This is a genomic window from Pseudomonas sp. LBUM1668 (assembly GCF_059695715.1).
The window spans coordinates 661,680-676,567 of the sequence record NZ_CP166787.1; the positions used below are offsets into that span (position 1 = coordinate 661,680).

Annotated in this window: 14 protein-coding genes; all 14 read right to left on the bottom strand. The window is 61.3% G+C overall.

From position 1 onward, the window contains the following. Window positions 1-27: 27 nt before the first annotated feature. Window positions 28-726 carry an urea ABC transporter ATP-binding subunit UrtE gene (gene urtE, locus ACA061_RS02875; protein WP_047299522.1) on the bottom strand — a complete coding sequence of 233 codons (699 nt, stop codon included), beginning with the start codon at window positions 724-726 and terminating at the stop codon, window positions 28-30. 115 nt (window positions 727-841) lie between these two features. Then, complete coding sequence (gene urtD, locus ACA061_RS02880) at window positions 842-1,711, bottom strand: urea ABC transporter ATP-binding protein UrtD (protein ID WP_210554228.1); 870 nt, start codon at window positions 1,709-1,711, stop codon at window positions 842-844. Then, entirely contained in the window at window positions 1,708-2,787 is a 1,080-nt protein-coding gene (urtC, locus tag ACA061_RS02885; protein ID WP_497300522.1) for an urea ABC transporter permease subunit UrtC, read from the bottom strand. Before urtC ends, urtD begins: the two co-directional genes overlap by 4 nt. Next, entirely contained in the window at window positions 2,787-4,289 is a 1,503-nt protein-coding gene (urtB, locus tag ACA061_RS02890; RefSeq protein WP_497300524.1) for an urea ABC transporter permease subunit UrtB, read from the bottom strand. Before urtB ends, urtC begins: the two co-directional genes overlap by 1 nt. Window positions 4,290-4,522: 233 nt before the next feature. Continuing rightward, window positions 4,523-5,788, bottom strand: a complete 1,266-nt coding sequence (urtA, locus tag ACA061_RS02895; protein ID WP_042557449.1) for an urea ABC transporter substrate-binding protein — start codon at window positions 5,786-5,788, stop codon at window positions 4,523-4,525. Between the two features lie 298 nt (window positions 5,789-6,086). Next, complete coding sequence (locus tag ACA061_RS02900; RefSeq protein WP_497300525.1) at window positions 6,087-7,466, bottom strand: PepSY-associated TM helix domain-containing protein; 1,380 nt, start codon at window positions 7,464-7,466, stop codon at window positions 6,087-6,089. 122 nt (window positions 7,467-7,588) lie between these two features. After that, window positions 7,589-9,709, bottom strand: a complete 2,121-nt coding sequence (locus ACA061_RS02905; protein ID WP_497300527.1) for a TonB-dependent copper receptor — start codon at window positions 9,707-9,709, stop codon at window positions 7,589-7,591. A gap of 84 nt (window positions 9,710-9,793) precedes the next feature. Further along, the gene (locus tag ACA061_RS02910) at window positions 9,794-10,225 is read right to left on the bottom strand and encodes a DUF2946 domain-containing protein (protein ID WP_497300529.1); all 432 of its coding nucleotides are present in this window, start codon (window positions 10,223-10,225) and stop codon (window positions 9,794-9,796) included. A 21-nt stretch (window positions 10,226-10,246) separates the two neighbouring features. Next, window positions 10,247-10,726 carry a copper chaperone PCu(A)C gene (locus tag ACA061_RS02915; protein WP_497300530.1) on the bottom strand — a complete coding sequence of 160 codons (480 nt, stop codon included), beginning with the start codon at window positions 10,724-10,726 and terminating at the stop codon, window positions 10,247-10,249. Window positions 10,727-10,774: 48 nt separating this feature from the next. Then, a complete protein-coding gene (locus ACA061_RS02920) occupies window positions 10,775-11,173 on the bottom strand; it encodes a DUF2946 domain-containing protein (protein WP_497300531.1) in 399 nt (132 codons plus the stop codon). A gap of 47 nt (window positions 11,174-11,220) precedes the next feature. After that, window positions 11,221-11,532 carry a hypothetical protein gene (locus ACA061_RS02925; RefSeq protein WP_150617965.1) on the bottom strand — a complete coding sequence of 104 codons (312 nt, stop codon included), beginning with the start codon at window positions 11,530-11,532 and terminating at the stop codon, window positions 11,221-11,223. Between the two features lie 298 nt (window positions 11,533-11,830). After that, entirely contained in the window at window positions 11,831-12,559 is a 729-nt protein-coding gene (locus ACA061_RS02930) for a cobalt-precorrin-6A reductase (protein ID WP_497300533.1), read from the bottom strand. Continuing rightward, window positions 12,556-13,653 (bottom strand): cobalt-precorrin-5B (C(1))-methyltransferase, encoded by a 1,098-nt coding sequence (locus tag ACA061_RS02935; RefSeq protein WP_497300535.1) that lies wholly within the window; start codon window positions 13,651-13,653, stop codon window positions 12,556-12,558. Before ACA061_RS02935 ends, ACA061_RS02930 begins: the two co-directional genes overlap by 4 nt. Then, a complete protein-coding gene (gene cbiE, locus ACA061_RS02940) occupies window positions 13,646-14,857 on the bottom strand; it encodes a precorrin-6y C5,15-methyltransferase (decarboxylating) subunit CbiE (protein ID WP_497300536.1) in 1,212 nt (403 codons plus the stop codon). Before cbiE ends, ACA061_RS02935 begins: the two co-directional genes overlap by 8 nt. Window positions 14,858-14,888 lie beyond the last annotated feature (31 nt).

The window sequence follows — 14,888 nt, forward strand, 5'->3', positions numbered from 1 at the left end:
TAGGAAGCTACAGGTTAGATCGTATTGTTAAATCGTGACTAGCCCGCGCACACCTTCGGCCTCCATATTTTCGCCGCGACCCTGTTGCACGATCTCGCCCCGGGACATCACCAGGTACTGATCGGCCAACTCCGCGGCGAAATCGTAGAACTGCTCCACCAGCAGAATCGCCATGTCGCCACGCGCCGCCAGCTTCTTGATCACCGCACCGATTTCCTTGATCACCGACGGCTGAATGCCTTCGGTGGGCTCGTCGAGGATCAGCAGGCGCGGACGGCTGGCCAATGCGCGACCGATCGCCAGTTGTTGTTGCTGACCGCCGGACAGATCACCACCGCGACGCTGTTTCATCTGCAGCAGCACCGGAAACAATTCGTAGATGAACGCAGGGACTTCCTTTGCTTCGCTGCCGGGAAACCGAGACAGACCCATCAGCAGATTTTCTTCCACGGTCAGCCGCCCGAAGATTTCCCGGCCCTGCGGCACATAGGCAATTCCGGCGTGAACGCGCTGGTGCGGTTTGAACGTGGTGATGGGTTTGCCTTCCCAATTCACCGCGCCCTCTTTCGCCGGCAGCAGGCCCATCAGGCACTTGAGCAGCGTGGTCTTGCCCACGCCGTTGCGCCCGAGCAGGCAGGTGACTTCGCCGACCTTCACGTCAAAGCTCAGGCCACGCAGGATGTGGCTACCGCCGTAATACTGGTGCAGCTTTTCGACTTGCAGCATGTCCAAAATCTCCCTAAATCCCTGTAGGAACTGGCGCAGGCTGCGATCTTTTGATCTTGTTTTTGAAGAGCAAAGTCAAAAGATCGCAGCCTGCGGCAGCTCCTACAGAGTGACCTTAGCGGCCTAAATACACTTCGATCACCCGCTCGTTTTCCTGCACCTGCTCAAGCGACCCTTCCGCCAGCACGCTGCCCTGATGCAACACCGTCACGTGGTCGGCAATCGAGCCGACAAACCCCATGTCGTGCTCCACCACCATCAGCGAATGCTTGCCGGCCAGGCTCTTGAACAGTTCTGCCGTGAACTCGGTTTCGGCATCGGTCATGCCCGCCACCGGCTCATCGAGCAGCAGCAGTTGCGGGTCTTGCATGAGCAACATGCCGATTTCCAGAAATTGTTTTTGGCCGTGGGACAGCAGCCCCGCCGGGCGATTGACCGAGGTGGTCAGGCGAATGGTGTCCAGCACTTCGCTGATGCGATCGCGCTGCTCGCCGCTCAGGCGCGCACGCAAACTGGCCCACACCGATTTGTCGGTTTTCTGCGCCAGCTCAAGATTTTCAAACACGCTCAGCGCTTCGAACACCGTGGGTTTCTGAAACTTGCGACCGATGCCGGCCTGGGCGATCTGCACTTCGCTCATCTGCGTCAAATCCAGCGTTTCACCGAACCAGGCCTTGCCGTGGCTGGGGCGGGTCTTGCCGGTGATCACGTCCATCAGCGTGGTTTTGCCCGCACCGTTGGGGCCGATGATGCAGCGCAATTCGCCGACGCCGATGTACAGGTTGAGATTGTTCAGTGCGCGAAAGCCGTCGAAGCTGACGCTGATGTCTTCCAGGGTCAGGATCGTGCCATGACGGGTATCGAGGCCCGGGCCGACGCGTTGGCCGAGGCCGATGGAATCGCGGCTGGTGCCGGCGTCCTTGTTCGGCTCGACAGGAAAGAAGGCGGGTTCAAGCATGAATTCTGCGCTGGCCGTGACTCTCATGATTCACCTCGTTTTTTCAGCAGACCGATCACGCCTTTGGGCAAGTACAGGGTCACGATGATGAACAGCGCACCGAGGAAGAACAGCCAATATTCAGGGAACGCCACGGTGAACCAGCTCTTCATGCCATTGACCACGCCAGCGCCCAGCAACGGGCCGATCAAGGTGCCGCGTCCGCCGAGAGCGACCCAGACCGCCGCTTCAATCGAGTTGGTCGGCGACATTTCGCTCGGGTTGATGATCCCGACCTGCGGCACGTACAACGCACCGGCCAAGCCACACAACACCGCGCTCAACACCCAGACAAACAGCTTGAAACCGCGCGGATCGTAGCCGCAGAACATCAGACGGTTTTCCGCATCGCGCAGCGCGGTCAGCACGCGACCGAACTTGCTCTGCGCCAGACGCCAGCCGATAAACAGACTCGCCACCAGCAACAAAACCGTCGCCAGAAACAGCACCGCGCGAGTGCCGGGTTCAGTGATGCCGAAACCCAGAATCGTGCGGAAATTGGTGAAGCCGTTGTTGCCGCCGAACCCGGTCTCGTTGCGGAAAAACAGGAGCATGCCGGCGAAGGTCAGGGCCTGGGTCATGATCGAGAAGTACACGCCTTTGATCCGCGAGCGGAAGGCGAAAAAGCTGAACACCAGCGCCAGCAATCCTGGCGCCAGCACCACCAGACACATGGCCCAGAGGAAGCTGCTGGTGCCGGTCCAGTACCACGGTAATTCGCTCCACGACAGGAAGGTCATGAACGCCGGCAGACCATCGCCGGCAGCCTGACGCATCAGGTACATGCCCATCGCATAACCGCCGAGGGCGAAGAACAGACCGTGGCCCAGCGACAGCAAACCGGCGTAACCCCAGACCAGATCCAGCGCCAGTGCGACGATGGCGTAGCAGAGGATTTTGCCGACCAAAGTCAGGGTGTAAGCGGAGACGTGCAGCGCGCTGTCCGGTGACAACAGCGACAGCAGCGGTAATGCGATCAGCAACGCGAGGATGACGACGCCAACCGCAATCGTGATTTTCGGGCCGGCCTTTTGCGTGGCCGTAACGAGCAGGGGCTGGTTCATCAGTCGATCACCCGTCCTTTCAATGCGAAGAGGCCTTGCGGACGTTTCTGGATAAACAGAATGATCAGCGCGAGGATCAGGATCTTGCCGAGCACCGCACCGATCTGCGGTTCAAGAATCTTGTTGGCGATGCCCAGGCCAAATGCCGCGAGTACGCTGCCGGCCAGTTGGCCAACACCACCGAGCACCACGACCAAAAACGAATCGATGATGTAGCTCTGGCCCAGATCCGGGCCGACGTTGCCGATCTGGCTCAGCGCCACGCCGCCGAGTCCGGCGATGCCGGAACCGAGGCCGAAGGCGAGCATGTCGACACGCCCGGTCGGCACGCCGCAGCAAGCCGCCATGTTGCGGTTCTGGGTGACGGCTCGGACGTTGAGGCCAAGGCGTGTCTTGTTCAGCAGCAGCCAGGTGAGGACAACCACAAACAACGCGAAAGCGATGATGACGATGCGGTTGTACGGCAGCACCAGATTGGGCAGCACCTGAATCCCGCCGGACAACCACTCTGGGTTGGCCACTTCGACGTTCTGCGCGCCGAACAGCAAACGTACCAACTGAATCAGCATCAGACTGATGCCCCAGGTGGCGAGCAGGGTTTCCAGCGGTCGGCCGTAGAGGTGACGAATCACCGTGCGCTCCAGCGCCATGCCGATCGCGGCGGTGACGAAAAATGCGACCGGCAATGCGATCAGTGGATAGAACTCGATGGCCTGTGGGGCGTAGCGCTGGAACATCAACTGCACCACATACGTCGAGTAGGCGCCGAGCATCAGCATCTCGCCGTGGGCCATGTTGATCACGCCGAGCAGGCCGAACGTGATCGCCAGGCCGAGTGCCGCGAGCAGCAGAATCGAACCCAGCGACATGCCGCTGAACGCCTGCCCGAGAACTTCGCCGATCAGCAGTTTGCGTTTGACCTGGGCGAGGCTGGTTTCGGCGGCGGTGCGCACGCTGGCATCGGTTTCGACTCCGGGTTCGAGCAAGCCTTCGAGTCGCGTGCGGGCCAGCGGGTCGCCGGTTTCACCGAGCAGACGCACTGCGGCAAGTCGCACTGCCGGATCGCCGTCGACCAGTTGCAGATTGGCCAGCGCCAGGCTCAGGGCCGCGTGGACACTTTCATCTTTTTCGCCAGCCAGTTGCTGGTCGAGGAATTTCAGCTGCGCCGGTTTGGCGCTTTTCTGCAATTGCTGCGCGGCGCTCAGACGGATTTTGCCGTCGGCGGCGAGCAATTGGTGGCTGGCCAGAGCGGTGTCGATCAGACCCCGCAGGCGATTGTTCAGGCGCAGGGTTTTCGGTTGGCCGTCGATGGTCAACTCGCCTTGTTGCAGCGCGTTGATCAGTTCGATACGGGCCGGGTCGGGCTGCGCGGCCCAGGTTTCCAGCAGTTTGGCTTGTTGCATGGGATTGGCGGCGACGAAGTCTTCGGCGTCGCCGGCGTGGGTGGCCATCGGCAGCAAGATGGCGATGGCGAGGATGAAGCGATAAAGGGCAGTGGGCATATTCAGTCGCCTTGACGCAGACATTGTGGGAGCAGGCTTTTGTGGCGAGGGGATTTATCCCCGTTGGGTCGCGAAGCGGCCCCAAATCCAGCGGTCGTGGTGTATCAGGTAGATCGCGTCGACCGATTTCGCGACTGCTTCGCAGCCGAACGGGGATAAATCCCCTCGCCACAACTGCCCGCTCCCACAGGGATATGTGTCGGGCCAAAAAGTCAGGCCCGACACCCAATGGCTCAGTTGCTCTTCACCGCATAATCCGGCTTCTTGTCGTTGCCATCGATAAACGGACTCCACGGCTGCGCCCGAATCGGCCCCTCGGTCTGCCACACCACGTTGAACTGACCGTCGGCCTGAATCTCGCCGATCATCACCGGTTTGTGCAGGTGGTGATTGGTCTTGTCCATGGTCAGGGTGTAGCCCGACGGTGCGGCGAAAGTCTGGCCGGCGAGGGCTTCGCGGACTTTGTCGACGTCGGTGGATTTGGCTTTCTCTGCGGCCTGCGCCCACATGTGGATGCCGACATAAGTGGCTTCCATCGGGTCGTTGGTCACCGCTTTGTCAGCGCCCGGCAGGTTGTGTTTCTTCGCGTAGGCTTTCCAGTCGGCGACGAATTTCTTGTTCGCCGGGTTCTCCACCGACTCGAAGTAGTTCCACGCCGCGAGGTTGCCCACCAACGGTTTGGTGTCGATGCCACGTAATTCTTCTTCACCCACCGAGAACGCCACCACCGGTACGTCGGTAGCTTTCAGGCCCTGGTTGGCCAGTTCTTTATAGAAGGGCACGTTCGAGTCGCCGTTGACGGTCGAGATCACCGCAGTCTTGCCGCCAGCCGAGAACTTCTTGATGTTGGCGACGATGGTTTGATAGTCGCTGTGACCGAACGGGGTGTAGACCTCTTCGATGTCCTTGTCGGCCACGCCTTTGGAGTGCAGGAACGAGCGCAGGATTTTGTTGGTGGTGCGCGGGTAGACGTAGTCGGTGCCGAGCAGGAAGTAGCGCTTGGCGCTGCCACCTTCTTCGCTCATCAGATATTCAACGGCCGGGATCGCTTGCTGGTTCGGCGCGGCGCCGGTGTAGAAGACGTTCGGCGACATCTCTTCACCTTCGTACTGCACCGGGTAGAACAGCAGACCGTTGAGCTCTTCGAACACCGGCAACACCGATTTACGCGACACCGACGTCCAGCAACCGAACACCACGGCAACCTTGTCCTGGGTCAGCAACTGCCGGCCTTTCTCGGCGAACAGCGGCCAGTTCGAGGCCGGATCGACTACCACCGGCTCAAGCATTTTGCCGTTCACGCCGCCCTTGGCGTTGATCTCGTCGATGGTCATCAGCGCCATGTCTTTGAGCGACGTTTCGGAGATCGCCATGGTCCCGGACAACGAATGCAGAATCCCGACCTTGATGGTCTCGGCTGCCTGGACAGTCCAGGTCATGCCCATCGCGGCAATGGATGCCGTGAGTGTGAAAGCCTTGATCAAACTGCGACGCTTCATTGTGCGATCTCCATGAACGTTAAAGTTTTTTATGGTTGGCAGATGCGGACGACTGAAGGGTGTTTTGCAAGGGCTGTGCCCGGTCGGGTTTGGGCAGGAAAATGTCGTGTTAGAGCGCTTGCGCTGCTGAGCTCTGCACCATGAAGGGACGCACATGAGGCGTTGGTGCAGGCGGTCGCGCCAGAATGGGGCGCGAACAATCCGTGTAGGAGCTGCCGCAGGCTGCGATCTTTTGATGTTGTTTTTCAAGATCAAGATCAAAAGATCGCAGCCTGCGGCAGCTCCTACATGGGGTGGATCAGGATGAAGTCGAGGCGGACTCGGTTTGCCTGCTCAGACGCGACAGCAGCAGTCGATCCAGCAGCCACACCACCACCAGCGAAGCCCCCACCAGCGGAAAAATCACCGCCAGTGCGAGCATGATCACCACGCCGGTTTTCCATTTCGGCAGGTCATGACGCAGCGGTGGCACGCCGAACTTGCCCTGTGGGCGGCGCTTCCACCAGATCACCACGCCACTGACGGCGCTGAGCAGAATCATCAGGCAGATCAGCAGCACGACGATCTGGTTGAAGGTGCCGAACATCTTGCCTTCGTGCAGCATCACGCCGATTTCCGTGGCCCGCGCGACCGTGCCGTAATGCTCGAAACGCACGTCGGCGAGAACCTTGCCGGTGTACTGGTCGACATGCAGCGTGGCGTCATTGCGTGGGTCGTCGGCAAACACGGCGATGGTGAACACACCGGTCGCGGTGGTGGGCAGGGTGATGCTGTAGCCCGGTTCGACTTTGCGTTCAGTGGCAATGTTCTGCACATCTTGCAGGCTGATGCTCGGCGCGGCCGGGCCGGCAGGGGCGGCGCCGTGGGCCATGTGTTCGGCGTGGTCGCCGGACATTGGCATCGGCGTGTTTTCCATCGCCCATGGCACGGTCTGGCGGGTGGCGCTGTTGAGGCTGCGGGCCTCGACGTCGGAGGTCGGCACGTTTTCCCACATCGCCGCCGGGAACACGTTCCACACCTGCGCGTATTGCTTGCCCCAAAAACCGGTCCAGGTCATGCCGCTGAGCAGCATTACCAGCAGCAATGTCGCGCCCCAGAACCCGGTGACCGCGTGCAGATCACGCCACAACACGCGACCGCGACTGTTCAGGCGCGGCCACAAAATTCCTGCCGCCTGACCGCGCGGCCACCACAGGAAAACTCCCGACACCACCAGCACCACGCCCCAACCGGCGGCCATTTCGATCAGCCGGTCGCCGACAGTACCGATCATCAATTCGCCGTGGATGGCGCGGGCGATGGCTTGCAGATTCTGCTTGGCATCCTGCTCGCCGAGGATGTCGCCGTGGTACGGATCGACGAATACGTTCAGCTCCTGCCCGGCATTGGTCACGACAAATTGCGCACTGCGCTCGGCGTTTACCGGTGGCAGGTACTGGGTGATATGACCCTGGGGATAAGCACTTTTGACCCGTTGCAGCAGGTCGTCGGCGGGCACGGTGTGATGACCGGCCGGGACGTTGAGCAGGCTGCTGTACATCAGCGAATCGAGCTGGGGTTTGAACAGGTAAATGATGCCGGTCAGGGCCAGCATCACCATGAACGGCGCGACGAACAGTCCGGCATAAAAATGCCAACGCCAGGCCAGGTTGTAGAAATTCGGTTTGGGCTTTTGCATCACGTTTGCTCCGCTGGGCGAATTTTTTTAGATCAAAAGATCGCAGCCTTCGGCAGCTCCTACAGGATGTCCGCGCTCCAATGTAGGAGCTGGCGCAGCCTGCGATCTTTTGACTTTTTTTGTCAGAAACTCATGTCCACCTTGGTCCAGAGCGTGCGCCCCGGTTCATTGATGGCTTGCGGGTCGTTGGCCGGGTAGCCGAAACCGGCGTTGCCCGCCAGGTTCAGGTGTTCGGCGTAAGCCTTGCCGAACAGGTTGTCGACGCCGCTGCTGACCTTCCAGTTTTTGTTGATCCGGTAGGCTCCGTTGAGCGAGAACACGCCGAAGCCCGAACTCTTGTCGTAATCCTTGCCGACCACGTTGCCCTTGTTCTGGTCGATACGGTTTTGCGCGGCAACCACCCTCCACAGTGCGCCGGCGCTCCAGTTGTTTTCGGTATAGGTCAGGCCCATACGTGCGTCCAGCGGCGGCATTTGTGGCAGGGCCGAACCGTCGCTGCTGTTCTTGCCCCAGGCGTAGGCCAGGGTCGCATCGGCTTTCCAGTTGTCGGTGAGTTTGTACGCGGCACCGAGTTCACCGCCTATGATCCGCGCGTCGATGTTCTCGGCGCGCGAAGTGCTCATGCCCATCATTCCCGGGGTGTAGTCGAAGAGGATGTAATCGCGCACCACGCCGATGTACCCGGAGGCCCATGCCTCAAGATCGGCACTCTTGTAGTTCACGCCGAAATCCAGCTGGGTGGTCTTTTCCGGTTTGATCGAGTCGAACGCATTGACCGAGCCCGCAGGTCCCGACTTCGGCGAAAACAGCTCCCAGTAATCCGGGAAGCGCTGTGCGTGGCCAATACCGGCGTAGAGCGTGGTCGGGCTGTCGGCCAGATCGTGCTCGTAGCGCACGAAGCCGCTCGGCAAGGTGTCGGCGCGGGTGTCATCGGCGGTCGGGTTCGGTCGACTCATCATTCCCGAACCGCTGGTCTGCCGGTAATCCTTGGCCGAAGCGCGGTCAACGCGGGCGCCGGTGATCAGGCGATCACGGTCGGCGGCGTACCAGGTCATTTCGCTGAACAGGCCGTAGTTATGGAAATCGGCGTCCTTGTTGTAGGGCTGATCCTTGTAGGTATCGATGCCCATGCCGCTGCGCTGGCGGTGTTCGTTGGTCTGCGCGTCAAGGCCGGTGATCAGCTGAATGTCAGCCCAGCGCCACGTCGCTTTGATCCGTGCGCCAAGGGTGCGGCGGTCGACGTTGGATGCCATTGGCCCCGCCATCATGCCGGTGCCGGACGGGGTACGCAGGGTGTAGTTGTCCATCACGTGGTCGGCGTAGTTGTAATAGACCTGTGCTTCCAGCTTCTCCAGCACGTCGCTGATGTTGGATCTTTCGACGCGCAGGCCGAGGCTTTCACGCAGGAACTGCGAACCGTCCATGCCGCGTCCGGCGTAGCGGGCTTCACCATCACCCTTGCCGGCGGTGAGCTCGATCAGGGTGTCGGCGTCCGGCGTCCAGCCCACGGCGACATCGCCGTTCCACTTGTCGTAACGCGAGGCGACGATGTCGTTGTTGCCGTCGCGGTAGTCGTCGGAGTGCGCGGTGTTGCCGATCACCCGCACGTAGCCCAACGGACCGCCGGCAGCGGCGTCGATGACTTTGTCGAAGCGACCGTGGGAGCCGGCCAGAATGCTGGCGTTCACCCGCGTGCCGAGTTCGCCGAAGCTCTCCGGTTCACGGTCGAACAGCACGGTGCCGGCCGAGGCCCCTGGGCCATAGAGCACGGTTTGCGGGCCTTTGATCACGGTGAGTTTGTCGTAGGTTTCTGGCGAGATGTACGAGGTCGGCGCGTCCATCCGGCCTGGGCAGGCGCCGAGCATCATGCTGCCGTTGGTAAGAATATTCAGGCGCGAACCGAACATGCCACGCAGTACCGGATCGCCGTTGGTGCCGCCGTTGCGCACCAGCGCAAAGCCCGGAATGGTCTTCAGGTAATCGCCGCCATCGCTGGCCGGCACTGGCTGGCGCGGGTCTTTGGGGTTGGTGACGATGGTCAGTGGCGAGCTCGGGGCGATGGCGGTAATCACCGTCGGGCTCAGTTCTTCGCGGTGATCGGCGTGATCATCGGCCAGCACCAGCGGGGACAGCAGGATGCCGCAAAGGACGGCGATAGCGTGCCTGAAACGAATGCGTGATTCGTTCAAAGCGAAGGACGCCTGGGCAGAGCCCGAGCGGGGAACAGCAGAAAACCTGGACATGACAATTTCCATCAAGCAGTCGTAAACGACACGGCCGGCAGCCTGAGGCTGTCTTCTCAACCGTGTGCAATCAAAGGTGCGTGTTCACGCTGTGACGGGCGGGGCGCGGGGGCGGGCGCCGGGGAAGAAGGTTTGCCCGGCATGACCCAGGCGTGGCGAGGGTGAAGTGAAGGTGTTCAGCGGCAGGATATTGAAGGCAACGAAATCGCCGCCGCCCGTCAATGCCGGGCAATTGAACAGCAGGCTGCAATAGCCGCATTTTTCCCACAGCACATGCTGCGAGGATTGTGGCGGGCAATGTTCGGCGGCGGGTTTTGCGCCATGCCCGGAGTGATCCATGCCGGGCATGTCCATCGACATGTCCATGCTCATTGGCGCGGATGTCGAGGCGTGCTGATTCATCGGCATCGACTGAGAAATCAGTGGGCCGATGAAGATCATCAACATGGCGAACAGGGCGATCCAACTGCCGTTCAGACGGCGGTTGTCGATGGACCTGGCGCGAGGCGGGCGCATGGGTGCGATCAGCCGGGCTGATTACTGAGCGTGCGCGTGGGCCTTGGTATTTTCCGGCGGTTTCTTCTGCACGGCGACTTCGACGGTGACGTCCCCGGCCTTCTCGAAATGCATCGTCAGCGGGAAGCGTTTGCCGTCGCTGAGCAGGCTGCGGTCAGTCGGGTTGAGCAGCATCACGTGATAGGCCATCGGCGCGAAGGTCACGTTGCCGCCCGCAGGAATATCCACGCTCGGCACCTGCTGCATCTTCATCAGGTCGCCCTGCATCACATGCTCATGCAATTGTGCTTCGGGGGCGATGGGCGAGTCGACACTGAGCAAGCGGTCGGCGGTCTTGCCGTTGTTGTGAATCACGAAATACGCCGCAACCGTGGGGGCATTGGGCGGTAATTCCTGTGACCACGGGTGGGCAATTTCAAGCTCGCCAGCCTTGTATTCGTGGGCATGGGCGAAGCACGCAGGCAGCAAGAGCGCAGCGATGACGATGAATTTGTTCAACATGGCAGTTCTCCAGAACGATTTGAAACGCAGATTAATTGCGCGAACAAATCAAACCAGAGGGGAGGCGCGGGGGTTCAGACTCGGCCATTGCTGGCGCGGCGTAGGGGCTTGCAATGAGGCGGGCGCCACACTGCGATTGCTTTCGAAACGCGCAAAATACAGCTGCGGTGGATGTCCCGGCAGCGCCACCAGCGGCGCTGAGCCCGAGCAACACCAGCAATGCTGCATGTTGGAATGGGTGTCATTCGGCGGGGCTTGCTGATCGGTGGTGCCGATGTTGATCGCCACCATTTTCGTCCCGCTGCCAGTGCAGAAACTGCTCCACAACAATTGCTCGGCCGGTGAATTGGCCGCCTGTGCCATCGCTCCCGTCATCGGCATGGCGAGCATGTTGAACAGCACTGCAAAGCAGGCAATCCAGGCAAGCGCGAGCCGTTGTCGGTTCATGGGACAGGTCCATAGGGTGGGCGATCAGGCGTGGCTATTTAGCCTGATCAGGGCCGATAAGTAAAAAAGCGTCGTGCGGTTTGGTGTCGCAGAGCTTCCTGCAAGAGTTTGAGAAGTCTGCGGCCCAGCTCGATTTCGCCGTTATAAATGAGTGTAGCGGCTTCGATTCGCATTGCCTGGGCGAAATCCGAGTCGCTTTCTATTCGTGCTCGGATGGTCTGCATGACGTCTCGGAAAGATACTCGGTTGAGTTGCCCATCGCCCGAGTCTTCGATCTCACAGGCCTTGATGTATTGGCCGAGGTCGGCAGATGTTGTGAGGTGATCCTTAACGTCGAAACGCAGGAATTTTTCTGACATTGGATGTCTATGCCTTTGGAATGAAAGACAGTGAGCGTAGATGCGGACGCTCGACGCTGACAGTCAGTAATTCGTTAAGTTGTTGTGGGCAGTATCTGGCGCGGTTGTAGGATTAAATTCGGACGCAGTCAGATATTCGGTCAAGCCTGGGACATTGTAGGAGTGAGCCTGCTCGCGAAATCGCTGTGTCAGGCAATGAGGTGCCGGCTGTGCTGACGTCATCGCGAGCAGGCTCACTCCTACAGTGGTCTGTGTCATCCGCATAATCTGTGTACACCGGAGCGACGGTGCGACCTTTTTAAAGCCGGTTGAAGGTCGCGAGGGCGGTGATGACTTCGTCGACCGACCCAAACTCCCGATCACCCCCCGGCAACCCCGGCCGCTTCAACACAATCACCGGCACCCCACGCTCCCGAGCCACTTCCAGCTTCGGTTCGGTCGCCGTGCTGCCGCTGTTCTTGCTGATCAGCACATCAATCTGCCGCCGTTCGAATAGCGCCCGCTCGTCCTCCAGCAGGAACGGCCCACGTGCGCCGATGACTTCGCAGCGTTCGTTGCCGGGATAAACGTCGAGGGCGCGCAGGGTCCAGAATTGTTCGGCGGGGATTTCGTCGAGGTGTTGCAACGGTTCGCGGCCCAAGGTGAACAGGGGGCGACGAAACGGTTCGAGGGCGTCGATCAGTTCGGCCCAGTCGCTGACTTCACGCCAGTCATCGCCCGGCTGCGGTTGCCACGCAGGACGGCGCAAGGCCCAGCAGGGGATACCGGTCAGTTGCGCGGCGGTGGCGGCGTTCTGGCTGATTTGTGCGGCGTAGGGGTGAGTGGCATCGAGCAGCAGATCAACGCCTTCATCGCGAATGAACTGCGCCAGACCTTCAGCGCCACCGTAGCCACCGACGCGCACCTGACAGCTCAGATCGCTGGGCACGCGACCCACCCCGGCCAGGCTGTAAATATGTTGCGGGTCAAGGGTGCGGGCAATCGCCAGGGCCTCAGTCACGCCGCCCAACAACAGAATCCGCTTCATGCAAAACCTCCGGCATGGCCGACAATGCCGCCCTGACGATCAATCGCAAATACCTCGACCTGCACCTGCGCTGGCACCACGCTACGGGCGAAACTCAACGCGTGACGGCAGACTTCATCGCCCAGTGCGATCCCCACTGCACTGGCCATCGCCAACGCCTGCTGGCTGGTGTTCGCCTCACGAATATTCTGCTGCAAAGTCTCGTCAGCGCCGATCGCCGCCGCCCAGTCGGCCAGTTGCGGCAGGTCAATGCTGGAATGGCGCGAGTGCAGATCCATGTGCCCGGCCGCCAGTTTGCTGATCTTGCCGAAACCGCCGCACAGGCTGAGTTTATCCACAGGTACTTTGCGTAAATGCTTGAGCACCGCGCCGACGAAGTCGCCCATTTCGATCAGGGCGATTTCCGGCAAATCGTAGACTCGGCGCATGGTGTCTTCGCTGGCGTTGCCGGTGCAGGCGGCGATGTGCAGGTAGCCGTTGGTCTTGGCGACATCGATGCCTTGATGAATCGAGGCAATGTACGCCGCGCAGGAAAAGGGCCGGACGATGCCGCTGGTGCCGAGGATCGACAAGCCGCCGAGAATGCCCAGGCGCGGGTTCATGGTTTTCAGCGCGAGGGCTTCGCCGCCCTCGACGTTGACGGTGACCTCGAAGCCGCCGGCATAACCGGTTTCGGCCGCGAGCAGGCTCAAGTGGTCGCTGATCATCTTGCGCGGCACCGGATTGATCGCCGGTTCGCCCACGGCCAGCACAAGTCCCGGGCGAGTCACGGTGCCAACGCCCGCACCGGCATTGAAGCGAATCCCCGGTTCGGCCAGCAGTCGCACCCGCGAATAGAGCAAGGCGCCGTGGGTCACGTCCGGGTCGTCGCCGGCGTCCTTGATCGTCCCGGCTTCGGCGCCGTCGTCAGTCAACCGGCAGAACTCCAGACGCATCTGCACTTGCTTGCCCTTGGGCAAGATGATTTGTACGGCATCGGCCGAGACTCCGCCGAGCAGCAGCCGGGCGGCGGCGAGGCTGGTGGCGGTGGCACAGCTGCCGGTGGTCAGGCCGCTGCGCAGGGGCGCGGGTTGTTCGGCGGTTTCGTCACGCATCGAAAGGTTTGACCAGATCGAGCAACGTGATCGGCAGCGCCTGACGCCAGGTGTCGAACTCGCCGAGCGGTTGTGCCTGAGCGACATGAATGCGCGTCAGCTCGCCGCCGTAGCGTTCGCGCCAGTGCATCAGGGTGACTTCGCTTTGCAGGGTCACCGCGTTGGCGACCAGTCGGCCGCCGGGCTTGAGTTGTTCCCAGCAGGTTTCAAACACGCCTTCGCGGGTCACGCCACCGCCGATGAAAATGGCGTCCGGGCGCTCAAGTCCCGCCAGTGCTTGCGGTGCCTTGCCGCGAATCAATTGCAGCCCTGGCACACCCAGCGCATCGCGATTGTGTTCGATCAATTGCTGACGGCCGTCATCGGCTTCGATGGCCAGCGTGCGGCAGCTTGGGTGAGCGCGCATCCACTCGATGCCAATCGAACCACTGCCCGCGCCGACGTCCCACAGCAGTTCGCCGGGAGTCGGTGCGAGGCGGGCGAGGGTGATCGCGCGCACGTCGCGTTTGGTCAGTTGGCCGTCATGCTGAAATGCCGAGTCGGGCAGGCCGGCGAGACGCGACAGTCGCGGGGTGTCGGCGTTGGCGCGGCACTCGATGGCGATCACGTTCAGATCGGCAATCGGCGGGTCGCACCAGTCATTGGCGCTGCTGTCGATACGCCGTTCGGCGTCGCCGCCCAGATGTTCCAGCACGCTTATGCGACTCGAACCAAAGCCGCGGTCACGCAACAATTGCGCGACTGCCGCGGGACTGGCTCCGTCATTGCTCAGCAGCAACAGACGCAGGCCGCTGAACAACTGCGCATTGAGCGCCGCCAGTGGTCGAGCGACCAGCGACAACGTCACGACGTCTTGTAACGGCCAGCCGAGGCGGGCGGCGGCCAGCGAGCAGGAGGATGGCGCGGGCAGGATCAGCATCTCGTCGCTCGGCAGTTGCCGCGCGAGGCTGGCGCCGACGCCGTAGAACATCGGGTCACCACTGGCCAGCACGCACACCGCTGCACCGCGCTGCTCAAGCACCGGCGCCAGCGAAAAGGGGCTCGGCCACAACTGCCGCTCGCCGCGAATGCACACGGGCAACAGGTCCAGTTGGCGCTGACCGCCGACGATCCGCGAGGCGCCCATCAGGGCACGCCGGGCGTTTTTGCCCAGGCCCTTGAAGCCGTCTTCACCGATTCCCACAACCGTCAGCCAGGGTGACATCTATATTCCTCTAAACATGCCGTTCCGACGG